The 23,699-nt window shown below is 63.9% G+C and carries 24 protein-coding genes and 4 pseudogenes; 19 read left to right on the top strand and 9 right to left on the bottom strand.

Annotated features, from left to right (window positions below; translation table 11 throughout):
- Positions 1 to 13 precede the first annotated feature (13 nt).
- Positions 14 to 1,594 (bottom strand): annotated as a pseudogene (locus BF95_RS13740) (TonB-dependent receptor); the annotation flags it as partial.
- 311 nt (positions 1,595 to 1,905) lie between these two features.
- On the opposite strand from BF95_RS13740, the gene BF95_RS13735 reads away from it, so the two are divergent.
- The 8 genes from BF95_RS13735 (at position 1,906) to BF95_RS13700 (ending at position 7,086) form a co-directional block, all read left to right on the top strand.
- Positions 1,906 to 2,580 (top strand): queuosine precursor transporter, encoded by a 675-nt coding sequence (locus BF95_RS13735; protein WP_043151970.1) that lies wholly within the window; start codon positions 1,906 to 1,908, stop codon positions 2,578 to 2,580.
- 106 nt (positions 2,581 to 2,686) lie between these two features.
- On the top strand, positions 2,687 to 3,604 hold the full coding sequence (gene argB, locus BF95_RS13730; RefSeq protein WP_043151969.1) for an acetylglutamate kinase: 918 nt from the start codon (positions 2,687 to 2,689) through the stop codon (positions 3,602 to 3,604).
- 17 nt (positions 3,605 to 3,621) lie between these two features.
- Entirely contained in the window at positions 3,622 to 4,188 is a 567-nt protein-coding gene (locus tag BF95_RS13725) for a DUF1993 domain-containing protein (protein ID WP_043151968.1), read from the top strand.
- Between the two features lie 100 nt (positions 4,189 to 4,288).
- Positions 4,289 to 4,603, top strand: a complete 315-nt coding sequence (locus BF95_RS13720; protein ID WP_043151990.1) for a YggT family protein — start codon at positions 4,289 to 4,291, stop codon at positions 4,601 to 4,603.
- Positions 4,600 to 4,926, top strand: coding sequence for a DUF167 family protein (locus tag BF95_RS13715; protein WP_043151989.1), 327 nt, complete (start codon positions 4,600 to 4,602; stop codon positions 4,924 to 4,926). The genes BF95_RS13720 and BF95_RS13715 overlap by 4 nt, the downstream gene beginning before the upstream one ends.
- Positions 4,923 to 5,816: a bifunctional methylenetetrahydrofolate dehydrogenase/methenyltetrahydrofolate cyclohydrolase FolD gene (gene folD / locus BF95_RS13710; protein ID WP_043151988.1), complete on the top strand. Its 894-nt coding sequence runs from the start codon at positions 4,923 to 4,925 to the stop codon at positions 5,814 to 5,816. The genes BF95_RS13715 and folD overlap by 4 nt, the downstream gene beginning before the upstream one ends.
- Positions 5,813 to 6,469, top strand: coding sequence for a YybH family protein (locus BF95_RS13705; protein ID WP_043151967.1), 657 nt, complete (start codon positions 5,813 to 5,815; stop codon positions 6,467 to 6,469). Before folD ends, BF95_RS13705 begins: the two co-directional genes overlap by 4 nt.
- Positions 6,466 to 7,086: a MarC family protein gene (locus BF95_RS13700; RefSeq protein ID WP_043151966.1), complete on the top strand. Its 621-nt coding sequence runs from the start codon at positions 6,466 to 6,468 to the stop codon at positions 7,084 to 7,086. The genes BF95_RS13705 and BF95_RS13700 overlap by 4 nt, the downstream gene beginning before the upstream one ends.
- Before the next feature lie 109 nt (positions 7,087 to 7,195).
- Here the strand turns inward: BF95_RS13700 and BF95_RS13695 are convergent, their stop codons facing one another.
- Positions 7,196 to 7,876: an OmpA family protein gene (locus BF95_RS13695; RefSeq protein ID WP_043151965.1), complete on the bottom strand. Its 681-nt coding sequence runs from the start codon at positions 7,874 to 7,876 to the stop codon at positions 7,196 to 7,198.
- A gap of 150 nt (positions 7,877 to 8,026) precedes the next feature.
- On the opposite strand from BF95_RS13695, the pseudogene BF95_RS13690 reads away from it, so the two are divergent.
- Positions 8,027 to 9,342, top strand: a pseudogene (locus tag BF95_RS13690) (hemolysin family protein).
- Positions 9,343 to 9,647: 305 nt separating this feature from the next.
- On the opposite strand, the gene BF95_RS13685 reads toward BF95_RS13690, so the two are convergent.
- Positions 9,648 to 10,250, bottom strand: a complete 603-nt coding sequence (locus BF95_RS13685) for a c-type cytochrome (protein WP_043151963.1) — start codon at positions 10,248 to 10,250, stop codon at positions 9,648 to 9,650.
- A gap of 186 nt (positions 10,251 to 10,436) precedes the next feature.
- Between BF95_RS13685 and BF95_RS13680 the strand changes: the two are divergent.
- From BF95_RS13680 to BF95_RS26455, 8 genes and pseudogenes are all read left to right on the top strand, one after another.
- Positions 10,437 to 11,326: pseudogene (locus BF95_RS13680) on the top strand (prephenate dehydratase).
- A 49-nt stretch (positions 11,327 to 11,375) separates the two neighbouring features.
- Complete coding sequence (locus tag BF95_RS13675) at positions 11,376 to 12,107, top strand: sterol desaturase family protein (protein ID WP_043151962.1); 732 nt, start codon at positions 11,376 to 11,378, stop codon at positions 12,105 to 12,107.
- Positions 12,104 to 12,541 (top strand): DUF2141 domain-containing protein, encoded by a 438-nt coding sequence (locus BF95_RS13670; RefSeq protein ID WP_043151961.1) that lies wholly within the window; start codon positions 12,104 to 12,106, stop codon positions 12,539 to 12,541. Before BF95_RS13675 ends, BF95_RS13670 begins: the two co-directional genes overlap by 4 nt.
- Before the next feature lie 90 nt (positions 12,542 to 12,631).
- On the top strand, positions 12,632 to 13,480 hold the full coding sequence (locus BF95_RS13665; RefSeq protein ID WP_043151960.1) for a MipA/OmpV family protein: 849 nt from the start codon (positions 12,632 to 12,634) through the stop codon (positions 13,478 to 13,480).
- Positions 13,481 to 13,566: 86 nt separating this feature from the next.
- Entirely contained in the window at positions 13,567 to 14,478 is a 912-nt protein-coding gene (locus BF95_RS13660; protein WP_043151959.1) for a tetratricopeptide repeat protein, read from the top strand.
- A complete protein-coding gene (locus tag BF95_RS13655) occupies positions 14,478 to 15,092 on the top strand; it encodes an LON peptidase substrate-binding domain-containing protein (protein ID WP_043151957.1) in 615 nt (204 codons plus the stop codon). The genes BF95_RS13660 and BF95_RS13655 overlap by 1 nt, the downstream gene beginning before the upstream one ends.
- Positions 15,089 to 15,286: a Trm112 family protein gene (locus BF95_RS13650; protein ID WP_043151956.1), complete on the top strand. Its 198-nt coding sequence runs from the start codon at positions 15,089 to 15,091 to the stop codon at positions 15,284 to 15,286. Before BF95_RS13655 ends, BF95_RS13650 begins: the two co-directional genes overlap by 4 nt.
- Positions 15,287 to 15,339: 53 nt before the next feature.
- Entirely contained in the window at positions 15,340 to 15,519 is a 180-nt protein-coding gene (locus BF95_RS26455; protein ID WP_327195462.1) for a GIY-YIG nuclease family protein, read from the top strand.
- Positions 15,520 to 15,619: 100 nt separating this feature from the next.
- Here BF95_RS26455 and BF95_RS13645 read toward each other — a convergent pair whose 3' ends face one another.
- From BF95_RS13645 to BF95_RS13625, 6 genes and pseudogenes are all read right to left on the bottom strand, one after another.
- Complete coding sequence (locus tag BF95_RS13645; protein ID WP_051520020.1) at positions 15,620 to 16,105, bottom strand: RidA family protein; 486 nt, start codon at positions 16,103 to 16,105, stop codon at positions 15,620 to 15,622.
- Between the two features lie 15 nt (positions 16,106 to 16,120).
- On the bottom strand, positions 16,121 to 17,374 hold the full coding sequence (locus BF95_RS13640) for an aminotransferase class V-fold PLP-dependent enzyme (RefSeq protein ID WP_043151955.1): 1,254 nt from the start codon (positions 17,372 to 17,374) through the stop codon (positions 16,121 to 16,123).
- Positions 17,371 to 18,507, bottom strand: coding sequence for an aminotransferase class I/II-fold pyridoxal phosphate-dependent enzyme (locus BF95_RS13635; protein WP_043151986.1), 1,137 nt, complete (start codon positions 18,505 to 18,507; stop codon positions 17,371 to 17,373). Before BF95_RS13635 ends, BF95_RS13640 begins: the two co-directional genes overlap by 4 nt.
- A gap of 64 nt (positions 18,508 to 18,571) precedes the next feature.
- Positions 18,572 to 21,186, bottom strand: a pseudogene (locus BF95_RS13630) (TonB-dependent receptor plug domain-containing protein).
- Positions 21,164 to 21,385 carry a hypothetical protein gene (locus BF95_RS27405; protein WP_152542725.1) on the bottom strand — a complete coding sequence of 74 codons (222 nt, stop codon included), beginning with the start codon at positions 21,383 to 21,385 and terminating at the stop codon, positions 21,164 to 21,166. Before BF95_RS27405 ends, BF95_RS13630 begins: the two are co-directional and overlap by 23 nt.
- Before the next feature lie 47 nt (positions 21,386 to 21,432).
- A complete protein-coding gene (locus BF95_RS13625; RefSeq protein WP_043151953.1) occupies positions 21,433 to 22,026 on the bottom strand; it encodes a TlpA family protein disulfide reductase in 594 nt (197 codons plus the stop codon).
- A gap of 43 nt (positions 22,027 to 22,069) precedes the next feature.
- Here BF95_RS13625 and argH point away from each other — a divergent pair, with 43 nt between their 5' ends.
- A complete protein-coding gene (gene argH / locus BF95_RS13620) occupies positions 22,070 to 23,440 on the top strand; it encodes an argininosuccinate lyase (protein ID WP_043151951.1) in 1,371 nt (456 codons plus the stop codon).
- Positions 23,437 to 23,694 carry a hypothetical protein gene (locus BF95_RS13615; protein ID WP_043151950.1) on the top strand — a complete coding sequence of 86 codons (258 nt, stop codon included), beginning with the start codon at positions 23,437 to 23,439 and terminating at the stop codon, positions 23,692 to 23,694. Before argH ends, BF95_RS13615 begins: the two co-directional genes overlap by 4 nt.
- Positions 23,695 to 23,699: the final 5 nt, after the last annotated feature.

Genomic DNA, 23,699 nt, shown 5'->3' with positions numbered 1-23,699 from the left:
TCTTCATCTTTTCCGGCCGGACGATCGTCGTGCTGCCCGCCGCATTCTCACCCGACCCGGCCTTGAAGCCTTCGGAATAGGTGTAATAGAGCAGCAGATCGCTGTTGGGCTGCCATTGCAGGCCGATTTCCGGGGTGAAATCCTTGAACGTCCGTTCGCGATAGGTGCCGTCGATCGTCGTCTTGCGCACCTGCGCCACCGCCGGATTGCCATTGGCGGTCAGGATGATCGACGGGTTGGCGCTGTCCACCTTTTCATGGCTGTAGCGGCCACCCAGTTTCAGCGACACGCCGTTGAGGCCAAAGGCTGCGCCCAGGTCGAAGTTCAACTGACCGAACGCCGCATAGGCGCGGGTGCCAAGGCTCGATTTGAGGCAGACCCGGTTGGGCGAGGTGCCCGCCGGGAAATTGCACATCGCCTGCGCTTCGGCGAGCGTCACCGATCCAACGGGGGCTGCCACATTGTCGACGAAGGTCGGCCGCGTCGCCAGCACGGTGATGTTCGACGCCAGGTCGTTGGTGGAACTCAACCCCACCTGATCGCGCGGCCGCTGGCGCTCGTGGAAATAATAGAGGCCGACGACACCCTTGACGATGTCGCTGTCATATTTGAACTGCAATTCGTTGCTGAACTGGTGCGCGTCGATCGTGCGCGTCTGGATCGATGTCGAATTGGGCAGGGTGGCGACCAGCGCCGACCCGTCCAGATCCTGGATCAGCTGCGTCTTGAAGTCGCGATAATTGGTGATGTTGCCGATGCTGAACGCATCGCTCAGCTCGATATTGAGTGTGCCGGTCACCGAATAGCTGGTGGTGTCGACCGAGGGCGGCTCGTCGCTCGCCAGGTCGCGCGGATTGGTTGCAAAACCGCCCGTACCGGTCGGCGCGAGTCGCGCTACGCCCGGAAAGGCGGGGCCGCGATAATGGATCGCGCCGCTATTGTCGTTCTGGCGGAAATATTCGCCCGAAATCAGATAGTCGATCTTGTCCGATGCGATCAGATGCACTTGGCCGCGTACCATGTAGCGATTGAGGTCATCGACATCGCTGCCACCCTTGAACGGGTTGCCGCCAAACCCGTCGCGCGCCTCGACCTTGCCCGCCAGGCGAAAGCGGATCGCATCGATGATCGGCCCGCCGATCGCGGCTTCGGCGATCATCGCATTATAATTGCCAAAGCCCAGCCGACCATAGCCGGTGAACTCGGCGGTCGGCTTGGCGGTGATCAGGTTGATCGATCCGCCGACGGCGTTGCGGCCATAGAGGCTGCCCTGCGGCCCGCGCAGCACTTCGACCCGCTCCAGATCGAACAGCGATGTCAGCTGCGCCTCGGCACGTGCGACATAGGCGCCATCGACATGCAGCGCGACGCCGGTGCTGGACCCGGTGGTGGAGGTATTGGCGCCCACGCCGCGAATGAACACCTTGGCCTGATTGAAATCATTGCCGAACGTGACGGACGGGACGAGCTGCTGAATGTCCTGCAGATTGTTGATCCCGGCCTTCGTCAGCGCGTCGCCGCTGACGGCGGAGACCGCGACGCTTACATCCTGCAACGACTGGCTGCGTTTTTGCGCGGTGACGATGATGTCCATGCCGTCGGTCTGCGCCTGCGCGATCGGGGCGAGGCCGAGGCTCGAAACGCCAAGCACCGAAACGGAAGCGAATAAGGCGCAAATCGCCCGTGATTTACTGGAAACTTTCATGGCGTCCCTCCCTTGGAACCGGACATCGTGTCAATTGTGTCCTGCCGATACAATTAGCATGGTCGCACCCCCCACGCAATTGCTCCATCGCCTGTTCCAAGGGGCATAAGCGCGAATTTTCGCCACTGTTGCATTGGCGCTGCTGGGGGCTGTGAAACGCCCATCTTCCCCCGCCGTGCAAATATAGCTAAGGGCTGACGATGACCACCTCTCCCGCGCTGATCAGCCGCTCGCTCTTTTCCTTCGCGATCTTTTATGGCGGCATGGTCTGCATCGCGGGCGTGCTGGGCAACAAGCAGGTGACGTTGGGGCCGATTTCTGCGCTTGGACCTATGGTCGGCTTGGGGCCGCTGGCGGTGGAGGCGGGCATTTTCGCCTTCCTGCTGTTAGTGACGATCTCCAGCGCGGTGGCGGAACTCCATGGCCGCGCGGTCGCCAACCGGCTGGTGCAGATCGGGTTCCTGCCGCTGATCGCCTCGATCCTGCTATCCATCATCGTCCTGTCCGTGCCGGCTGCGGGGGACATGGACCCGGCTCGTGCCGATGCCTTTGCGATGATGATGGGCGGCACGCCGCGCATCTGGCTCGGCGGCATCATCGCCTATGGCATTTCGCAGACGCTCAACGTCACGCTCTTCGCCGCGCTCAAGGGGCGGGAGGGCAGCCGGATGCTCTGGCTGCGCGCCGCCGTCGCCAGCATCTTGTCGCAGATCGTCGATACCCTCCTGTTCGTGTCGATCGCCTTTTACGGCATCTTCCCGATCGGCGAACTGCTGCTGGGCCAGATGCTGGCCAAGGTCGTGTTGTCCGCATTGCTGGTGCCCCCGGTCATCTATCTGCTGGTCGGCCTCGGGCGACGGCTCGACCACGCTTGAGGCTGGATGTTCGATTAGTTAGCTAACTAATCAAAATCGAAAAATGCGCGACCATTGTCCGGGTCGCTGTACGGTCCCGGCCTTGCGATACCCCCGCTTAGGGCTTATGCGCCCGCGCATGACCAGCAATCACGCCCCCGATCCCGCGCTCCTGGCGAAGGCCGAAACCCTCGTCGAAGCGCTGCCTTATATGCAGCGCTATGCCGGGCAGACCTTCGTCGTCAAATATGGCGGCCACGCCATGGGCGACCCCGAAGCGGCGCGCGACTTCGCCGAGGATGTGGTGCTGATGAAGGCGGTCGGCATCAACGTCGTCGTCGTCCATGGCGGCGGGCCACAGATCGGCGCGATGCTCAAGAAGCTCGGCGTCGAGTCGGAATTTATCGGCGGCCTGCGCGTCACCGACGCCGAAACCGCCAAGATCGCCGAAATGGTGCTGGCCGGTTCCATCAACAAGGAAATCGTCGGCTGGATCGCCGGGGCCGGTGGCCGTGCGGTCGGCATTTCGGGCAAGGACGGCAATCTCATCATCTGCGAAAAGGTGCTGGGCAAGCGCGCGGCCGACCCCAATTCGGGGATCGAGCGCAATGTCGATCTCGGCTTCGTCGGCGACCCCGTGAAGGTCGATCGCCGCATCCTCGACACGCTGACGCAGGACGGCATCATCCCCGTGGTCGCGCCCGTCGGCATCGGCGCGGACGGCCACACCTATAACGTCAACGCCGACACGATGGCCGGTGCCATCGCCGCCGAACTGGGTGCCTCGCGCTTCTTCCTGCTGACCGATGTCGCGGGCGTGCTGGACAAGGACAAGAATCTGCTGACCGATCTCGATCCCCAGGCGATCGAAATCCTGCAGCAGGACGGCACGATCAGCGGCGGTATGATCCCCAAGCTCGAAACCTGCGTCCGCGCGGTCGAGGGCGGGGTGGACGCCGCCGTCATCCTCGACGGCCGCGTGCCCCATGCGATGCTGCTGGAAATCTTCACCCGGCGCGGCGCAGGCACGCTGATCCGCAAATAATGCAGGAAGCCCCATCCATGTCCCTGACGCCCCTTCTCGTGCCCACCTTTAGCCAGATGTTGACGACGCTTTCGGCCTGGCTCGACAAGGCGCAGGCACAATTGCCCGCCGACGAAGCACAGGCGCTGCTCTCCGCCCGCCTGGCGCCCGACATGTTTCCCCTGGCGACCCAGATCCGCTTCGCCTGCGTCCAGGCGCAGGAAGCCATCGCGCGGCTGCGCGGGGAGGCGTTCCCGGCGTCGCGCGATCTCTTGCTTGAAGAAGGCCGCAATGCCGGTGAACAGCCCGGCTCGCTGGCGGATGCCCAGGCGCGGATCGCGCAGACCGTGGCGCTGCTGGATGCGCTCGCGCCCGACGCGCTCGATGCCGCTGCCGGGTCATCGATCGCGCATGAACTGCCTAACGGCATGGTCTTTGACCTGACCGCGGAGCAATATGCGCGGGACTGGACGTTGCCCCAATTTTATTTTCACCTGATGACCGCCTATGCGATCTTGCGGGCGCACAAGGTGGACCTTGGCAAGGCCGATTATGTGTCGCACATGTTTGCCTATCTGCGGCCAGGGACGATGCCTCAGGGTTGACCCTGCGGCCCTGTATTGATCGAATAAGCGTCGCGCAGCGCTTGTGGCACGATGGCCGCGAGACTAGATGTGCGGCGACGCAGCATGGAAGGCCAACAGCGTGCTAGAACTTCTTAACGCCCTCAACGGCATCGTTTATATCGTGCTGGAAGCGGTGTGGTGGATCATCATCGTGCAGGCGGTGCTGAGTTGGCTGATCGCCTTCAACGTCATCAACACGTCCAACGAATATGTGCGCAACGGCCTCTATGCGCTCGATCGCATGACCGAGCCGCTCTACCGCCCGGTGCGCAAGATACTGCCGGACCTCGGCGCGCTCGACCTGTCGCCCATGGTCGTTCTGCTCGCGGTCATCATCCTGCAGGGGCCGGTGCGCGAAAATCTGTTCGGCGCGCTGATGCGCGCGGCGGCCTGACCGCGGTCTGGTCGCAGGCGGGCGACGATCTGCTGCTCGCCATCCGGCTGACGCCGGGCGCGGCGAAGGACGCGATCGGCGGATGCTGGACCGACGAAAAGGGCGCGGCCTGGCTATCGGCCCGGGTGCGCGCCGTACCCGAAAAGGGCCGTGCCAATAGCGCGCTGATCGCGCTGCTGGCCAAGGCGCTCGATTGGCCCAAAGGCGCGATTTTACTGGAATCGGGCGACACCAACCGGCTAAAGCGGCTGCGGATACGGGATGGGGCGCACGCTGCGGCGCGCCTCACCACCATCATCGACATATGGGTGCAAGCGACATGACCATCGGCAAGATCATCGACGGCAAGGCTTATGCGGCGGGGCTGCGCGACACGGTGGCCGACGGCGTCGCCGCCTTCTTGGCGCAGACGGGGCGCAAGCCCGGCCTCGCCGTCGTGCTGGTGGGCGAAGACCCGGCCAGCAGCGTCTATGTCCGGTCCAAGGGCAAGATGACCGTCGCGGTCGGCATGGAAAGCTATGAATTCAAACGCCCGGTCACCATCGGCCAGGACGACCTGCTCGACCTGATCGCGGAACTCAATCAGGACGACCGTATCGACGGCATCCTGGTTCAGTTGCCGCTCCCTGATCATATCGACGAAGCCAGCGTCATCGCCGCGATCAATCCGGCCAAGGATGTCGACGGCTTCCATGTCGTCAATGCCGGCCGTCTTGCGACCGGGCAGGAGGCGCTGGTCCCCTGCACGCCGATGGGCTGCATCATGCTCCTGAAGGATGAACTGGGCGACCTGTCGGGGCTGGAGGCGGTCGTGGTCGGCCGCTCCAATATCGTCGGCAAGCCGATGGCGCAGTTGCTGCTCGCTGAAAGCTGCACCGTGACGATCGCGCACAGCCGCACCCGCGACCTTGCCAGCATCGTCCATCGCGCCGACATCGTCGTCGCCGCCGTGGGCCGGGCCGAAATGGTCAAGGGCGAATGGATCAAGCCCGGCGCGACCGTGATCGACGTCGGCATCAACCGCGTAACCGATACCGAGGATGGCAAGAGCCGGATCGTCGGCGACGTCGCCACCGCCGAAGCGCTCGCCCATGTCCGCGCGATCACGCCTGTCCCCGGCGGCGTCGGCCCGATGACGATCGCGGTGCTGCTGCGCAATACGCTGGTCGCCGCCCATGCCCGCGCTGGGCTGGCCAAGCCGGAGGGGTTGTGAGGGCGCGCGTCGCCCTCCTGACGCTCAGCCTGCTGGCGCTGGTCGCGGCCCCTGTGTCGGCCCGCCCGCCGCTGCGCTTCCAGCCCGACCCCAGCTCGGTCATCGCGACCGAAATCGCCTTCAACCGGCTGGCAAAGCAGAAGGGGCAGTGGACCGCCTTTCGCGACACCGCCGCCGATGACGCGGTGATGGTCGTCCCGCAACGGGTGCTGGCAAAGGATTGGCTGAAAGGCCGGGACGATCCGCCCGCGCCGATGAACTGGTCGCCTTCGATCGTCTATGTCGGCTGCGACGGCAATCTCGCTGCCAGCACCGGCAACTGGACCGCCACGGACGGATCAGTCGGCTATTTCACCACCATCTGGCGGCGCGACAAGAAGGGGCGGTGGAAATGGATCTTCGATCATCGTGCCCCACTGGCCAGCCCCCGCGCCGCACCCGAATTTCTGACCGGCAAGGTCGCGACCTGCAAGCGGCCGCCCCGGCCCGATGGACCGCCACCTGGGAATAACGACCTGCCGCCACCGCCCGACGACAGCCTGCTCTGGAGCGCTGACGTCGCCGCCGACGGCAGCCGCACCGTCAACGTGCAACTATGGAATGGCAGCGGCTATGATGCCGTCATCACAGACAGGGTAGGGGCCGGATCATGATCGAATTATTCCTGTCGGCCTTCGTCACGCTGTTCGTGGTGATCGACCCGCCGGGCTGCGCGCCCATCTATGCCAGCCTGACCGGCGAGGCGAGCAAGTCCGAACGGCGCGCCATGGCGATCCGCGCGGTCGGCATCGCGGCGGCCATCCTGCTGGTCTTCGCTTTGTGGGGCAAGCAGCTGCTGGGCGTGCTGGGCATCGAGCTCGATAGTTTCCGCATCGCGGGCGGCATCATGCTGTTCATGATCGCGATGGACATGGTCTTCGAAAAACGCACCCAACGCCGCGAGGACCGGGCGCAAAAGCTCACCGACGAAGAGCCCCATGTCGAGGATGTCTCGGTCTTCCCGATGGCGATGCCGATGATCGCCGGGCCGGGATCGATCGCCACGGTGATGCTGCTCATGTCGCGCGCGCACGACCTGACCGAGCGTATGGTCGTGCTGGGCGCGGTGGTGCTGACGCTGGCGCTGATGCTGGGCGCGCTGCTCGCGGCAGGCCCGCTGATGGCGCTGCTCGGCCGCAAGATCGAAGCGGTGATCACCCGGCTCCTGGGCGTCCTGCTCGCCGCCCTGGCCGCCCAATTCGTAATCGACGGCCTGAAAGCGAGTTTCTAGCCACCGATAGAAATACGTCATCCCAGCGAACGCTGGGATCTCCCTTCTTCTGTCGCACATAAGTCGAGAAAAGAGAGATCCCAGCTTCCACTGGGATGACGATGACGCTTTAGCTCCGAACGTCAGCCTCGGTCACCGGCGAAATCTTGATTTCGACGCGGCGGTTGGCGGCTTTGCCTTCTTCGGTCGCGTTCGACGCGATCGGCTGGGTTTCGCCGAAGCCGCGCGTGCCTATGCGAGCGGACTGGACGCCACGGCTCACCAGATAGCTCGACACCGCCTGGGCGCGGCGTTCGGACAGCGTCTGGTTATAGGCGTCGGCACCATCGCTGTCGGTATGGCCGAACACGTCGATATAGGTTTTGGGATATTGCGCCAGCACGGATGCGACGTCGTTCAGCGTCGGCTGGAACTGGGGCTGCACATCGGCGCGGTCGTAGGCGAAGGTGATGCCCGATGGCATGCGCAGCAGCAGATCGTCGCCATCGCGAATCACATCGACGCCGGTGCCTGCGGTCTCTTCGCGCAGCTTGCGTTCCTGCGCATCCATATAGGCGCCGATGCCTGCACCAGCGACCGCGCCAATGCCCGCGCCCAGAATCTTCTCGGTCCGATCGCTCCGTCCGCCGACCAGGTCGCCCAGCAGATAGCCACCCAGCGCGCCGCCGATGCCACCGATCGCGGCCTTCGAAATGGTGCGCTGGCCCGTGGTCGGGTCGGTGGTGCAGGCGGTGGTGGCGAGCATGGCGGCCAGACCGGCAGCGCCGATGATGCGATGTGAAATCCTCATGAAACTATTCCCTTATCTTATTCGCCCTGTGGAGCGGATGCCCCCAAAATCATTGAGCTGGCATCTTTGTTCCACAAGCGAACTGAACTGGTGATGATGGGACGGTTGTGCAAATGAAAGAATAGAGGGTATAGCCTTCTCCCGACCACCATGGCCACGATCCCTCTCCCCAATCCGACGCCCTTTCCCTGGGCCGATCTTGTCATTATCCTCGCGCTGGTGGCGTTGAACGGCGTCTTTGCGATGTCCGAGCTTGCCATTGTGTCCGCGCGCAAGCCCCGGCTGCAGGGCTTGGAGAAGGCCGGGCGCAAGGGCGCGACGACGGCGATCGCGCTGGCCAGCGATCCGGGCAAGTTTCTTTCCACGGTTCAGATCGGCATCACCCTCATCGGCATCATCGCCGGTGCCTATTCCGGCGCGAGCCTGGGCGGGCCGGTGGGCGAGCGGTTGCAGTGGGTCGGCTTGTCGGCCGAAGCCTCGCAGACGTTGGGCTTCGCGGTCGTGATCGGCCTGACGACCTATGCGTCATTGATCATCGGCGAACTGGTGCCCAAACAATTCGCCCTGCGCGCGCCAGAGCCGATCGCGGTGTTGGTTGCAACGCCGATGCTGTGGCTGTCGAAGATCACCGCGCCGGTCGTCTGGATACTCGACGGGTCAAGCAGCCTGATCTTCAAGCTTTTGCGGATGGACCGCGAATCGGAAAGCCATGTCACGGCCGAGGAACTGCATCTGATCGTCGCTGAAGCCAGCAAGTCGGGCGTGATCGAGGAAAGCGAGCGGGCGATCATTTCGGGCGTCGTGCGCTTGGCCGACCGCCCGGTGCGCGAAGTGATGACCCAGCGGATGGACGTCGACTGGATCGACATCGCCGCCGACGAAGACACGATTCGCGCCCGCTTGCTTGAAACGCCGCATACGCGCTTGCCGGTCGGGCGCGGATCGGTGGAGGATATTATCGGCATCGTCCAGGCCCGCGACATCATGAGTGCGCTGTTCCGGGGCGAAGCACTCAATGTTGGCGCGCTGATGCGCAAGGCGGAGGTCGTGCCCGATCAGGTCGATGCCATGGACGCGCTGGAAGTGCTGCGCCGCTCCGACGTGCCGATGGTCATGGTCCATGACGAATATGGCCATTTCGAAGGAATCGTGACCCCGGCCGACCTGCTGTCGGCGATCGCCGGTCATTTCGCGTCGGACCGCGATGCGTTCGACGAACCCGATCTGGTCGAACGCGAGGATGGCAGCCTGTTGGTATCGGGACAGATGGCCATGGACCAATTGGCCGAACGCATCTGCATCGACCTGTCCGAAGACCGCGACTATGCCACCGTCGCGGGCCATGTCCTGTGGCTGATGAAACGCCTGCCCGAAGTCGGCGACTATATCGACGATCAGGCTGGCGGTTCGAGATCGTCGACATGGACGGCCGCAAGATCGACAAATTGCTGGTCGCCGAGCGCTAAGCAAGATTGCGTTCCTCCCCACGAAGCAGCCATGTCCCTTGCCCTCTCCCGTCTTCACGGGAGAGGCTACGGAGACTTGGCAGCTTGCTGCCTAGTCGATGTCGGTGAGGGTCTTTTCTTCCAGATGCCAGTAAGACCCTCACCCTCCCACGCCTGCGGCGCTCGCCCCTCCTTCTCCATTGAAGACGGGAGAGGTGTAAACTGGTTGCCACCTTCCGCCACGCCCACACCACCAACGAAACGGGCGCGACAACCAGTGCCGCGCCCGTCAAATCCGCAATGCGGATCGTGTCACCTATGCCGGATTATTCCGCAGCGTTGGCCGCGTTCTCGTCCGGGGCTTCCGCAGCGTTGGCGGCATTGTCTGCCTCTGCGGCCGGTTCGGCGTCGGCGGCGGGCAGGGGCAGGTTCGACCCCTGCGTATTGAGCCAGGCGATCAGGTTGGCGCGATCGACCGGGTTGCCAAGGCCAGCGAAGGTCATCTTGGTGCCCGGCGCATATTCGCGCGGGCTCTTGAGCCACTTGTCCATCGCTTCGAACGTCCAGTCGCCCGGAACCGACTTGAGCGCTTCGGAATAAGCGAAACCGGCGACATGGCCATGCGCCTTGCCGACCGTGGCCCACAGATTGGGGCCGATGCCGTTCGCGCCACCCTGGTTGACGGTGTGGCAGGCGGCGCACTTGGCGAACACCTTCTGACCCGCTGCGACGTCCGCGCTGGCCAGCAGGGTGTTGAGGCTGGGACCGGCAACGCCGCCTTCGCCCTCGGCTTCGACGCCCTCGATCGCATAGCCCATGGTTTCGGGCCGCGCGTCATGGAAAACTTTGGAACTGACGATCGCGCCGCCAAGCGCGATAATGCCCGCGAACAGTGCCCAGCCCGCTACGGTATTGAAACGATCGCCCATTTCGCTCGATTTCCCTTGCGTATCTTATCGGGCGGCTATCTTCCGCGCCCCCTCTTGTGCGCTGCCATAATGGCGGACACGCCAAGGTGCAACCCGGGTTGACGCGGGAAATATGTCAGTAGTGTTCACTGCCGCCCCGCCGATGCTTGCGCAGGCGCAAGCAAATGCATAAGCGCGCAGCCACCGATGGAAAATTACCCCGCCCCCGCCCGCATCATCGTCGCTGACCTTGCTGCCAAGGCCGCCGCCGATCCGGCCCGCGCCGTCGCCTATCAGGCGCGCCGGGCGCCAATTCGCATCTGGCCGCGCTTGGCTATGCGCCGGACTGCGTGCCCTTGCCCTGCTTTGCGTTCGAAGATGCCATCGACGCCGTGCGTAATGGGCTTGCGGCGCGCGCGATCATTCCGATCGAAAACAGCCTGCACGGTCGCGTGGCGGACATGCATTTCCTGCTGCCCGAATCGGGGCTGTCCATCGTCGATGAATATTTCCTGCGCATCCGCCATTGCCTGATGGCACCCGACGCCAGCCCGGTGAAAAGCGCGATCAGCCATCCCCAGGCGCTCGGCCAGTGCCGCCATTATCTGCGCGAACGCGGCATTCAGCCGGTCGCCTATGCCGATACGGCGGGCGCGGCCGCGCTCGTGGCGGAACGCAAGACGCCCGGCGAAGGCGCGATCGCGCCCTATCTGGCGGCCGAACTCTATGGCCTGCGCCTGATCGCCGAGAATATCGAGGATAGCGACGATAATATGACGCGCTTCCTGGTGCTGGCGCGCGAACCCAAGATGCCGGTGGCCAATGTCGGCCCGGTCATGACCACTTTCCTGTTCGAAGTGAAAAATGTGCCCGCCGCGCTCTACAAGGCGATGGGCGGCTTTGCGACCAACGGGGTCAATATGACCAAGCTGGAAAGCTATCAGCGCGGGGCGAGCTTCGCTGCGACCGAGTTTTTCTGCGATATCGAAGGGATGCCGGGCGATCCGGCGATCGACCGGGCGCTCGCCGAACTGGAGTTCCACACCAAATGGGTGCGGGTGCTCGGCAGCTATCGGCAGGCACGCCCCCGCACTTAAGTGCAGGCTCCCGCTTTCGCAGGCGCGTAATCCCGCCTATAGGCGCTTCATGGTCGCAGCTATTCTTTTGTCCGCCCTGGCGATGAGCGCCATTGTCGGCGTGCGGTATCTGCTGGCGAGCGGCGGATTCGCGCTCGCGACGCGGATTCGCCAGCCGGGCCTGTATCGCGGCCTGGAAAAGCAGATGGGGCGAGAGATCGCCTGGTCGCTCGCCTCCGCGCTCATCTATGGCGTACCTGCGGGCGTGGTCGCCTGGGGCTGGCAGGCGCACGGCTGGACGCGTATCTATACCGACGTTGCGGCGATGCCGCTCTGGTATCTGCCGGTGTCGGTGCTGCTTTATCTCGCCGCCCATGACACCTGGTTCTACTGGACCCATCGCTGGATGCATCAACCCAAGCTGTTTCGCGTCGCCCATGCGGTGCATCATGCCAGCCGCCCGCCGACAGCCTGGGCGGCGATGAGCTTTCATCCCTGGGAAGCGCTGACCGGCGCGGTGGTGATCCCCGCCCTGGTGTTCCTCATTCCCATCCATGTCGGCGCGCTCGGCGTCGTGCTGACGATCATGACCGTGATGGGGGTCAGCAATCATATGGGGTGGGAGATGTTCCCGCGCTGGATGGTGCGCGGGCCGATCGGCGGCTGGCTGATCACCGCGACCCATCATCAGCGGCATCATGACCGCTATAATTGCAATTATGGCCTCTATTTTCGCTTCTGGGATCGGCTGTGCGGCACCGATCAGGGGCTGGGCAATTTCACGACGAAGGCGCGCGCATGATCGCGCGGTCGGCAATGGCAATCCTGGCGCTGGCGGGGTTGAGCGGGGCGGCGCCGCTGGATCAGCCCCAGTCGGTCAGCATGGCGCTGGAAGGCCTGCGATCTGACAAGGGGCAAATCCTGGTGTGCGTCACGCGGATGCCGCAATATTTCCCCGACTGCACCCAGGATCCCGACAAGCGCCATTTCGCGGTGGCGGCGCAGGGCGGGGCGGTAACCTTGGGCGCGATGGCACCGGGCCGCTATGCCATCGCCATCATCCATGACGAAAACGCCAATGGCAAATTGGACACCTTTGCCGGGATACCGCGCGAAGGGGTGGGCTTCTCGCGCAACCCGGCGTTGCGCTTTGGCGCGCCCAGCTTTCAGGCGGCGAGCTTTCCGGTGGCCGGTGCCCCGGTCGAGCAGGACATAAAGCTCAAATATTTCCTGTGACCTGATCGGTTGGTCGCATCGATGGGAACCTGCCACCCGCCCGAAACATTCAGAACCCTGAACGCACGTTAAAAAACAACAGGGTCATTCATGCCATTTTTCCGCTGCTCGCTGGCCGCGACCGTTGTCGCGACCCTTTCCCTTGCCGCCCCTGCGCTGGCGCAGGAAGAGGAACAGCATAGTACGCTGACCATCGGTGCCGGTGCCGCCATGATCCCCAGCTATGAAGGGTCGGACGAATATCGCGTCCTGCCGATCGCGCAGGCGCGCGGCAAGGTGAACGATATCGCCTTCTGGACGCGCGGTACCGCCCTCTATGTCGATGCCATCGCTGATCCGACGGGGCCGGGTGTCGATGTCGAGCTTGGGCCGGTGGTCAATCTGCGCTTTGACCGGACCAGCCGAAAGGCGATCAAGGATGACGCGGTGCGCCTGCTCGGCAAGCGGGACTTTGCGTTGGAAGTCGGCGGCTTTGCCGGCATCGGCAAGACCGGCGTGATCACCAGCGATTATGATAATCTGGCAGCACGGGTCGCCGTGACCAAGGATGTCGCAGGCGCGCATGGCAGCTACGTCATTACGCCATCGGTCGAATATTTCACGCCGCTGTCGATGACGACCTTCGTCGGGCTGGGCGTGTCGGCCGAATATGTCGGCAAGAAATATGGCCGCTATTATTTCGACATCACGCCGCAGGACAGCTTGGCCAGCGGCTTGGCCACCTACGACCGGGCCGGGCGCGGCTCCGGTTTCCGGCGGATGAACGTCAACCTGTCGGCGGGCAAGTCTTTGTCGGGTGATCTGCGCACAGGCTGGGCGATCTTCGGCGTGGCGGGCTACACGCGCTTGCTCGGCAAATATGCCGATTCGCCGATCGTATCCGATGTCGGCTCGCGCAACCAGTTCATCGGCGCGGTCGGCGTTGGCTACACCTTCTGACAGCCGATCTTGCGCCGAAAGGGTGACGCGCCCCATATGGCGATATATGGAGGCGGCGACACACCGCATTGGCAGGAGATGAAAGCGTGGCAACCCTGGGACTGAGCGAAGCCGACAAGGCGGCGATTGAGGCATTCCGCCAGGATGTGGTGGAGCCGTCGCGCACCCAGTTGGTGATCGTCGATTTTTGGGCCGAATGGTGCGGCCCCTGCAAGCAACTGACCCCGATCATCGAAAAGGTCTGCGCCGACTATGCGGCCAAGGGCGTCAAGCTGGTCAAGGTCAATGTCGATGAGAATGGCTTCATCGCCAGCCAGTTCCGGGTCCAGTCCATCCCGACCGTCTATGCCGTGTTCCAGGGTCAGCCCGTCGCGGACCTGACCCAGGCGCGGACCGAAGGCGCACTCAAACAATATCTCGACCAATTGCTCTCGCAACTGCCGATCGAATCCGAAGAAAAGTCGCAAGTCGAGGAAGTCGCGCCGCTGATCGCCATGGGCGAGGAATTGCTGGCCGAGGGCGATGCCGAGCGGGCGCTGTCCATATTCACCCAGATTGCGCAAATGGCCCCTGACATGGCCGAAGTGGTCGCTGGGCAAGCGCGCGCGCTGGTGATGCTGGGCCAGCTGGACGAGGCGGAAGCGGTATTGGCGGCCTTGCCCGCTGAGATCGCCCGCCACGGCGCGGTCGATCAGGCGCGCGCGGCGATCGCGCTGGCGCGCGACGTGAAGCCGTTGGCAGACCTCTCGGCGGTCGAGGCGAAGGTCGCGGCCGATCCCGATGATCATGAGGCCCGGTTCGAACTGGCGGGCGGGCTGATGGCGAATGGCGATCGCGACAGTGCGGCTGATGCGTTGCTGGAAATCGTGCGGCGCGACCGGACCTGGAACGACGGCGCGGCGCGCGCGCAACTCGTCACCATCTTCGAAGCCGTGGGACTCGAAGATCCCTGGGTATCCGCGCAGCGCCGCAAGCTGTCGCAAATTCTCTTCGCCTGATGCCCCTCGCGCGCGTCTCGATCTTTCCGCTCTCCGGCGCATTGCTGCTGCCGGGCATGGACCTGCCGCTGCATATTTTCGAACCGCGCTACCGGGCGCTCATCCATGACGCGATGGCGCGCGACCGGCGGATCGGCATGATCCAGCCGCGCGAAGGCGGGCCGGTACCTGCGCTGTTCGACATGGGGTGCCTGGGCCATGTCAGCCATATCGAGGCGATGGAGGATGGGCGTTTCAACATCATCCTGACCGGCCTCGCCCGGTTCCGCTTGGTGCGCGAATTGCCGGTGGCGACGCAGTTCCGCCAGATTGAGGCGGACATCGAGCAGGCCCCACAGGAAGACGAGGTGCTGCACGCAGTCGAACGCGCCGCGCTGGAGCAGGAATCGCGGCGCTTTGCCGATGCGCTCGGCTATGTCGTGGACTGGACGGCGGTATCGCGGCTGGACGACACCGCGCTGGTCAACGGCATCGCCCAGATCGCGCCGTTCGACCCGGCCGCCAAGCAGACCTTGCTGGAGGCCGACACCCTGTCTGAACGGTCGGAACGCATCATTCAGTTGATGCAGATCGTCGGCCGCGCCGACCGCGATGGCGGCGCCACGATGCAATGAGCGACGATGCAGAGAGCGACACCGCCCCGATCGACCCCTGGCTGCTCGCCAAGCTGGTATGCCCGGTAACCCGCACGCCCTTACGTTGGGACGCGGCGCGGGGCGCGCTGGTGTCCGATGCAGCAGGCCTGGCCTACCCGGTCCGCGATGGCGTCCCAGTGCTGTTGCGGCGCGAGGCTGCGCCCATCGCATGATGCCTTTCACAGTCCCCCGTTCGTCCTGAGCTTGTCGAAGGACGCGCACAGCGATGGCCTTCCACGCCTATCTTCTTCGATGCAGCGACGGCAGCTTCTATGCCGGGCATATTGATGACCTGGAGAGCAGGATTGCGGCGCACCAGATGGGTGCGATCCCTGGCTATACTTCTGCGCGAAGACCGCTCTACTTGGTTTGGTCCGAAAGTTTSGCACCCGCGACGAAGCCTTGACAGCTGAGCGACGGATCAAGGGCTGGAGCCGTGCGAAGAAACAGGCGCTGATTGATGGTGACTGGGCGCGTTTGAGCCTGTTGGCACGCAATCGACAGGATCAGGGATAGGTTGGCGCGCGTCCTTCGACAGGCTCAGGACGAACGGCAGTTGGTGAAGTATAAGCCGCGATACATTCCACTTCCAGCGGCGCGCCGAGCGCAAGGCCGTCCGCGCCGAAAGCGCTACGGGTGGGCAGGCGTTTCCCCGCGAAATAGGGCGTATAGGCGGCGTTGAAGCGGGGCCAGTCGGCCATGTCGTCCAGCATGACCGTGCATTTGACGACGTCGCCAAAATCGAGACCATTATCCTTGAGGATGCCGCCGATCGCATCCATCGCCCCCCTGACGGCCGCGTCGAATCCCTCCTTATGCGCGTCCAAGCCTTCCGGCACCTGGCCGATCTGCCCCGACATATAGAGAATGTCGCCCACCCGGATGGCGGGGGAGAAGGGCAGGCTGGCGGGCATGGGCTGCGGCGCGGGGGCGGGTTGCGCCCATGCAGGCGAGGCGGCGAGCAGCAGGGCGGCGGGGATCAGGCGGACCATCAGTCTCTCCAAATATCAGGCGCGGGGCAGGGCGGCGAGCAGCCGTTCGACATCTGTCGCATCGTTGAACACCGATGGCGAGACGCGCAGATGATGATCGTGCAGCGACACACGCACCCCCGCCTTGGCCAGCGGGTCCGACAGCCGCGCTTTGGCACCGGGCAGCAGCGCGCTCAGCAGCGGGGTTGTAGTGCCCGGCGGGGTGACGATCGCATAGCCCTTGGCGCGCAGGCCGTCGCGCAAGGGGGCAATCAACTGTTGGGCGTGCGCCTGGATGGCGGGCACCGACAGGCGGCCGATATAGTCGAGCGAATGGTCGAGCGCGGCAACGATCGCCTGCGCGTAGGTGCCGGTCGCAAAATGGCCGAGCGCGCCTGTGCGGATGGCATAGCTGACCGGCGCGTTGCCCGGCGGATCGAGCGGATAGGCATGGGTCTGCGGCGGCGAAAGCCCAATGCCCGGCGGAGCGTCGGGTGCGGCAAAGCCATAATAGCCATATTCGGTACGGGGCAGTTGGTCCCACACGCCGCGCCGCGCGTAGAGGAAGCCAAGCCCGAAATCCCCCATCAGCCATTTATAGCTGGCGCAGGCGGCGAAATCGACGCCGCTGGCGTGGAGATCGAGCGGGACGGCCCCCGCCGCATGGATGATGTCGGCATAGACCAGCGCGCCGACCTTGTGCGCCAGGTCGCACACCGCCTTCAGGTCATGCTGGAAGCCATTATAGGTCGACACGAGCGAAAGGCTGACGAGTCGGGTGCCGGGCGTGATGGCGCGCGCCATATCGTCCAATTCGATACGCCCCGCGCGCGCCTTGACCCAGGCGACATCGACGCCCTGTTTGGCCATTTCCAGATACATGGGGAAGGCGGCGTAGAAATGCAGCGTGTCGGTGACCACGCGGCCCTTGTTGGCGGGAAAGCCGAGCGCGCGCAGCACCGCCTGCTCGCCCATGGTGGTGGATTCGACCCAGGTGATTTCGTCCGCGTCGGCGTTCACAAGGCGCGCGAATTTGGCGATGACTCCGGCCCGATCTACCGGCTTGCGGGCGGCGGCGGTGGGGTCGAGCGTGCGGGTCGCGACATAGGCGTCCATCGCCGCGCGCGCGCCCAGGCTGATCGGATGGGTCGAGGCACTGTCGAGATAGGCGACCGGCGTGGCGGCAAAGCCGGCCTTATCGGGCAAGGTCGGCGTGGCCGCGCGCGCTGCCTGCACAGCCAACGGCAGCGCCACCGCCGCACCCAGCGCCTCGCGACGGCTAAGGCTCATGCCAGCGCTTTGAGCAGCGCAGCCTTGAATGCCTGCATTTCGGCCGGTGTGCCGAACGAGACGCGGACCCAGTCGTCCATATATTTGCGCGGGCCGCCAATATAGATTTTCTGCGCTGCGAGCGTGGCAGTCACATCGGCACCGGGGCGGCCGACATGGATCATCGCGAAGCTCGCCTGCGAGGGGAGGTAGCGCAGCCCCTGCGCGTCGAGCCAGCGGTAGAGATCCTCGCGCACCGCCTTGTTCTCGGCCTTGCGCGCGGGCAGCAGCGTGGGGTCGAGCAGGCTCGCCTCCGCCGCGATCACGGCGGGCATGGGGGTAATGTTGGTGCCATAGCGGGCCATGCCGTCGAGCAGATCCTTGCGCCCTGCGATCAGGCCGCAGCGCAAGCCCGCAAGGCCGTAAATCTTGGAAAAGGTCCGCGTCACCAGCACGTCCGCGCCACTCGCGACCAGATCGAGGCAGGTCCGGGCATCGCTGAAATCGATATAGGCTTCATCGATCAGCAGGATCGCGCCTTTGGGCTTGTTGGCGAGCAGCCAATCGATGTCGGCCCGCGCCGTGACGAGGCCCGTCGGGTTATTGGGATTGCACAGATAATAGACGCCCGCATTCGGTGCAGCGGCGAGCAATTTGCGTGGGTCTGCGGCGAAATCGCCCGACAGCGGCACGGCGACCGATCGCGTCACGCTCTGGTTGCCAAGCCCCAGGAAACCTTGGTCGAAGGTCGGCTCGAAATAGGCGATGGGGCGATCGGTCGAGGAATAGGTGAGCGCGACCGAGCGGAGCGGCATGAAGGAGCCGGGATGGACCTGCACCTGTTCGGGGGACAAGCCATTCTGCCGCGCGAACAGGCTTTCCAGCTTGGCGGCGAACGCCATGCCATAGCGCCCCGACAAAGGCGGCAGCTTGGCCAGTGCGGCAAGCGCCGCAGCGCCGGGGCCGACGGGATGTTCATTGCTGTTGAGGAAGATGCCATCGGTCAGGCTCGCGACCATAGCGGCCGGATCGTCGGGCAGATCGACCTTGCGCCCGCGCTGGGCCAGGGCAGGGGCGGCGGTGGTCAGGGCAGTGGCCCCAACCGCGCCGCGCATCAACATGCGGCGGGACAGGCTGTCGGACGATCCGGTCATGCAGGCACCCTCCATAGGAAAAGGGCCGGTTCGTTCCCGAACCGGCCCTCCTTCGTGACGTGATTTAGAATTTGAAGTCGATGCGTGCGTAGTAATAGCCGCCCGCCGTGCCGTAAGCACCATGGCCATAGGGGCTGTTATAGGAACCCGCACCATTTTGGTAAGGCGACACGCCCGGATTGACGACTACGCCAGCGCCCGTCACCATCTTGGGTACTTCAGGCACCTTGTCGAACAGGTTGTTCGCACCGAGCGAGAAGGTCACATTGTCGGTGAAGTCATAGCCGACTTCGAGATCGGTGATGACCGCCGCCTTGACCACGCCATTGAAATACAACTGGTTCGCGTTCACGCCATTGACCAGAGCACCATCGGCGATCAGGAAGCCGCCTTCCGGCACTACGCCGCTGCCTACACCCGGCCGAACCAGGACGCTCGTCTTGGCATAGAGGGTTTCGCGCAGGTTGACGCTCAACTTGCCCGCCTTGAGCAGAGCGCCGAAGCCGACCTTATATTTCGGCGTCGTATCTTCGATGTTGCTTTCCGACGCCGCGTTGAACAGCGGATAGCCGACCTTGTTGTTGGTGATCTTCGTCTTGTTGTAGTTGCCGTTGAGCGACAGGGCTAGCGAGCCGAAGTCCAGCGCCACCGGGTAGCTGATCGAGAAATCGACGCCAGTCGTCCGGGTATCGATACCGTTGGTGAAGCTCTGAACGCCCACAGTCTGCAAAGCGGTATCAAGGACGATGCCTGCTGCTGCAAGCGCGTCGAAGATCGCAGCAGCGCCTGGCTGGACGACGCCACCCTGGACAGCGTTACGCGATGCCGTGGCGGCAATGCGATCCTTGATCTTGATCATATAGGCATCGACCGTGATGGCCAGTTTGGGCACAGGCCGCAGCACGATGCCCGCCGAGAAGTTTTTGGACTTTTCAGGGCCAAGCGAGTCGAAGCCAAGCAAAGCCGCCGCCGGGCTGCCCGCAGGCAACTGGGCCACGGCGCTGGTTGGCCCCACGTTGATCGTCGAATATTTCTGTTCGGCGAGCGACGGTGCGCGGAAGCCGGTGCTGGCGGTGCCGCGGATGGCGATGGCGTCCGAGAAGTCGTAGCGCGTGGTGATCTTGCCGATCAGAGTGTCGCCAAAGTCGGTATAATCTTCATAGCGGCCGGCCAGATCGACCGTCCAGCCTTCGACCGGCTGGGCGATGAAGTTGACATAGCCGGCACGCGAACTGCGCTTGAAACGACCAGCGTCGGTCGCCTTGTAGCCGGGGAAGGACTGCACGCCCGTCTTGTAGGTCGAATAGAAATCGCCCTGGACGATTTCATAGGTGTCTTTGCGATATTCACCACCAAAGGCAAAGGTCAGTGGCGCGGCCATGCCGACTTCGAATTCCTTGCGGATGTCGGCGGTCACGGTGGTCTGGCTCAGACGGAAGCCGCCATCATAGGCCTTGTCGGGCGTGTTGGGGGTACCGATCCCGGCCAGCGATGCGGCATAGCTTTCCTGCCATACCTCGCGATGGGCGGAATTTTCGGTCCAGATATCATTCTTCTGATTGGCGTAAGTGGTGCTGAGGTCATAGTTCCAGCCGCCGCCAAATTCGCCCCTGGCACCGACCGTGAAGCTATATTCATCTTCGATCACATGCTGCAGCGGGACCATGCCGTTAACGCCGGTGTCACTGTAGCAGATGCTGGGGTCGTAGGCCGCCGGGGTCACGCCGCCGCCCAGGTTTCCGGCCTCGTAACAGATGCGCTTGGGATGACGGTAGCCCTGCTTGGCCCAGCCTTCGCGACGGGAAAGATCGCCAAAGCTATACACTTCGACGCCGCCGAAATCATAGCCAGCATTGTAGAACAGCAGGTTCAGTTCGGTCTTGGGTTGACCGCCATTGATATTGGCGAGCGCGTCACCGGCCAGATTGGCCCATTGCGCAGGCGCATTGGGTTGAAGCGTGCCGTCCGGCTTCGTCACCTGGACCTGGCCCTCACCCAGGGTCGTATAATCCTGGCGGCGGTGGAACAGGCTTACGTTGAGAAAGCCATCTTCGCCCAGTTTGACGCCATAATTGCCCGAGACCGAGAACAACTCGCCCTGGCTGTCATAATATTGACCACCGGTGACCTTGAAAGAGCCGCCTTCGGCTTCGTCCTTGAGGATGAAGTTGATGACGCCCGCAATCGCGTCCGTACCATAGACGGCGGCCGCGCCTTCCTGGAAGACTTCGACCTGCGATACGGCATCTGGCGGAATGAGGTCGATGCTAGGTGCGGCCGAACCGGAGAAGGCGCCGAGAACCTGCAGAATGGCGTTACCGTGACGGCGCTTGCCGTTGACCAGAACCAGCGTGTGGTTCGGGCTGAGGCGCGCAGGCGAGCGGACAGCGAGAAGCTGGAAAGATCGGTGCCCTGTGTCTGCGCCGTGAAGCTCGGGACGATCTGGGTCAGAACTTGGTTGAGGTTCGGTTGGCCGACCCGTGCGATCGCATCCTGACCTAACACCTGGATCGGCGCAGCACTATCTGTGGCCTGCATGCCCACGGCGCGCGTGCCGGTGACGATGATGGCGCTGCCCTCATCGACCTGTGGTTCCTGCGGTGCTTCCTGAGCCAGCGCGCAAGCGGACCAAGACGAAGCGAGAATCAATGAAAGTTTAAGCGCTGACAAGCGTGTCATTCATGCCCCCTGTTATTGCATTGTTGATGACAGGGGGTTTGACGATTGGTCTAGGCAAAGCCTCTACTGCGCCGCACAATTTTTTAAGTAAAAGTGCAATATTTGCTGTCGCTTGTCCGAACGGCGAATCATCAGAGTAATTGTCTTCTACGATTTTCGGCAATTGCCAATTTTGCATTGTAGATAATGCACTTTGCATGCAACTGGCATGGTGGATTATGTCGATCCGTTCGTTCTAGCGCCGCTTTACTGTTTGCGTTCAGGAGCCATGGCGGCGTCGATCAGCGCCTTGGCTTCGGCCCCTTCCCAGTCCATCGCGCCGATCACCCGGACCATTTCCTTGCCCTGCGCGTCATAGAGGACGGTAGTGGGCAACAGGCCGGTGGCATAGTCGAAGCCGAACTGATTGTCGGGGTCGGCCCAGCCCTTGAGATGGGGCAGGTCATGCTTGGCGAAAAAGGGCTTTACCGCCTTTTCGCCCTGATTGTCCTGCGAGATGGTGAGGACGGCTAGCCCCTTGGGACCATAGGTGGCCGCGATCCGGTCGAGCGTCGGCATTTCCGCGACGCACGGCGTGCACCAGGTCGCCCATAAATTGACCAGCATCGGCCGTCCGGCAAAATCCTGCAGCGTCGCCTCGCCGCCATCGGGGTTCTGGAAGGCAAAGGTCGGCGCGGCCGTCCCCGCCTTGCTGCGATCGAGCCGATAGTTGAACGCTTCGCTGTCCGTCGTCGCATTCCCGGATGCGGGAACCTCGCCGCTCATGCTTGCATTGGCTTGCCCAGCGGGCGGCGATTGCCTATCGCAAGCCGCCAGACCGGCAGCCAGGAGCAGTATCATTAGCGCGCGCGAAACAGGTTCCAAGGGAGAAGGCTCCAACAGCATGTGGGGTGGCCGGTTCGCGGCCGGCCCCGCTTCGATCATGCGCGAGATAAATGCCTCCATCCCTTTCGACAAGCGTTTGTGGCAACAAGATATCGCCGGGTCCAAGGCGCATGTCGCGATGCTGGCCCAGCAGGGCATCGTCGAGGGCGAGGATGCACAGGCGATTACCGAAGGTCTGAACCGGATCGCGGCGGAATATGAAGCCGATGGCGTGCCCGTCGACCTCGACCTCGAAGACATTCATATGGTCACGGAGTCGCGGTTGGCGCAGCTGATCGGGCCGATTGCCGGGCGCTTGCACACCGCGCGCAGCCGCAATGATCAGGTGGCGACCGATTTCCGCCTGTGGGTGCGCGATGCGATCGACGAAGTGGAGGCGGGCCTGCTTGGTCTCCAGCGCGCCCTGCTCGCACGGGCCGACGAGCATGCCGATGCGGTGATGCCGGGCTTCACCCATCTGCAATCGGCGCAGCCGGTGACGCTCGGCCATCATCTGATGGCCTATTATGAAATGGTGCGGCGCGACCGCAGCCGCTTTGCCGATGCGCGGGCGCGCGCCGATGAATGTCCGCTGGGTGCAGCGGCGCTTGCCGGCACCGGCTTTCCCATCGATCGCCAGGCGACGGCGGAGGCTCTGGGCTTTGCCCGGCCGACCGATAACAGCCTGGACAGCGTATCCGACCGCGACTTCGCGCTCGATTACCTGATGGCGGCGACGCAGGCATCGCTGCATCTGTCCCGGCTGGCGGAGGAGTTCATCATCTGGGCAAGCCAGCCCTTCGGCTTCGTCAAGTTGCCCGATGCCTATTCGACCGGCAGTTCGATCATGCCGCAAAAGCGCAATCCCGATGCGGCCGAACTGGTGCGCGGCCATGCCGGGCGGATCATGGGCTGCATGACCGCACTCTGCGTGACGATGAAGGGCCTCCCGCTCGCTTATTCGAAGGATATGCAGGACGACAAGCCGCCGGTGTTCGAGGCGCATGACCTGCTCGGCCTGTCGATCGCGGCGATGACCGGCATGATCGAAACGGTGACGTTCCGCACCGACCGGATGCGCGGCCTGGCCGAAAGCGGTTTCGCCACCGCGACGGACCTTGCTGACTGGCTGGTGCGCGAGGGCGGCATTCCGTTCCGCGAGGCGCATCATATCACCGGGCGCGCGGTGGCGGCGGCGGAGGCAGCGGGCGTGCCGCTGGACCAGCTGCCGATCGCGACACTCACGCAGATCGACGCGCGGATCGACGCGCGCGTCTATGCCGTGCTGACGGTCGATGCGTCGGTCGCGAGCCGGACGAGCCATGGCGGAACGGCACCCGCTCAGGTGCGCGCGCGGATCGCGCAGGCGAGAGAGGAACTGGGATCATGAGGATGCGGACGCTCGCCGCACTGTCCATCGCAGCGCTGGTGTTGACGGCCTGCGGCGGTCGCACGGCACTCAAACCGATCAAGGACCAGCAACGGCCCGCCGTGCCGGTGGGCGCGGCGACGGCCCCCACCAGCGGCGAGCTGATGACCCCGTCGATCCAGGCGCGGCCGGAGCGCAACGTCGAATTGCTGACCCAATCGCGCCAGCGGGGCGACGACCCGTTCGACCTGCCGCCTGAAAAACAGCCGCAATAAGCCTG

Origin of the sequence: Sphingobium sp. Ant17, assembly GCF_000588875.1 — a bacterium.
Lineage (GTDB): Bacteria > Pseudomonadota > Alphaproteobacteria > Sphingomonadales > Sphingomonadaceae > Sphingobium.
Note: the sequence above shows the minus strand (reverse complement) of the source record. Positions and strands in the feature narration are given on the sequence as shown.

Coding starts and splice junctions, on each gene's coding strand:
- BF95_RS13735 (WP_043151970.1), top strand. CDS start 1,906: ATGACCACCTCTCCCGCGCTGATCAGCCGCTCGCTCTTTTCCTTCGCG.
- argB (WP_043151969.1), top strand. CDS start 2,687: ATGCGCCCGCGCATGACCAGCAATCACGCCCCCGATCCCGCGCTCCTG.
- BF95_RS13725 (WP_043151968.1), top strand. CDS start 3,622: ATGTCCCTGACGCCCCTTCTCGTGCCCACCTTTAGCCAGATGTTGACG.
- folD (WP_043151988.1), top strand. CDS start 4,923: ATGACCATCGGCAAGATCATCGACGGCAAGGCTTATGCGGCGGGGCTG.
- BF95_RS13700 (WP_043151966.1), top strand. CDS start 6,466: ATGATCGAATTATTCCTGTCGGCCTTCGTCACGCTGTTCGTGGTGATC.
- BF95_RS13695 (WP_043151965.1), bottom strand. CDS start 7,876: ATGAGGATTTCACATCGCATCATCGGCGCTGCCGGTCTGGCCGCCATG.
- BF95_RS13685 (WP_043151963.1), bottom strand. CDS start 10,250: ATGGGCGATCGTTTCAATACCGTAGCGGGCTGGGCACTGTTCGCGGGC.
- BF95_RS13675 (WP_043151962.1), top strand. CDS start 11,376: ATGGTCGCAGCTATTCTTTTGTCCGCCCTGGCGATGAGCGCCATTGTC.
- BF95_RS13670 (WP_043151961.1), top strand. CDS start 12,104: ATGATCGCGCGGTCGGCAATGGCAATCCTGGCGCTGGCGGGGTTGAGC.
- BF95_RS13665 (WP_043151960.1), top strand. CDS start 12,632: ATGCCATTTTTCCGCTGCTCGCTGGCCGCGACCGTTGTCGCGACCCTT.
- BF95_RS13655 (WP_043151957.1), top strand. CDS start 14,478: ATGCCCCTCGCGCGCGTCTCGATCTTTCCGCTCTCCGGCGCATTGCTG.
- BF95_RS13650 (WP_043151956.1), top strand. CDS start 15,089: ATGAGCGACGATGCAGAGAGCGACACCGCCCCGATCGACCCCTGGCTG.
- BF95_RS13645 (WP_051520020.1), bottom strand. CDS start 16,105: ATGGTCCGCCTGATCCCCGCCGCCCTGCTGCTCGCCGCCTCGCCTGCA.
- BF95_RS13640 (WP_043151955.1), bottom strand. CDS start 17,374: ATGAGCCTTAGCCGTCGCGAGGCGCTGGGTGCGGCGGTGGCGCTGCCG.
- BF95_RS13635 (WP_043151986.1), bottom strand. CDS start 18,507: ATGACCGGATCGTCCGACAGCCTGTCCCGCCGCATGTTGATGCGCGGC.
- BF95_RS27405 (WP_152542725.1), bottom strand. CDS start 21,385: ATGCAAAGTGCATTATCTACAATGCAAAATTGGCAATTGCCGAAAATC.
- BF95_RS13625 (WP_043151953.1), bottom strand. CDS start 22,026: ATGATACTGCTCCTGGCTGCCGGTCTGGCGGCTTGCGATAGGCAATCG.
- argH (WP_043151951.1), top strand. CDS start 22,070: ATGTGGGGTGGCCGGTTCGCGGCCGGCCCCGCTTCGATCATGCGCGAG.
- BF95_RS13615 (WP_043151950.1), top strand. CDS start 23,437: ATGAGGATGCGGACGCTCGCCGCACTGTCCATCGCAGCGCTGGTGTTG.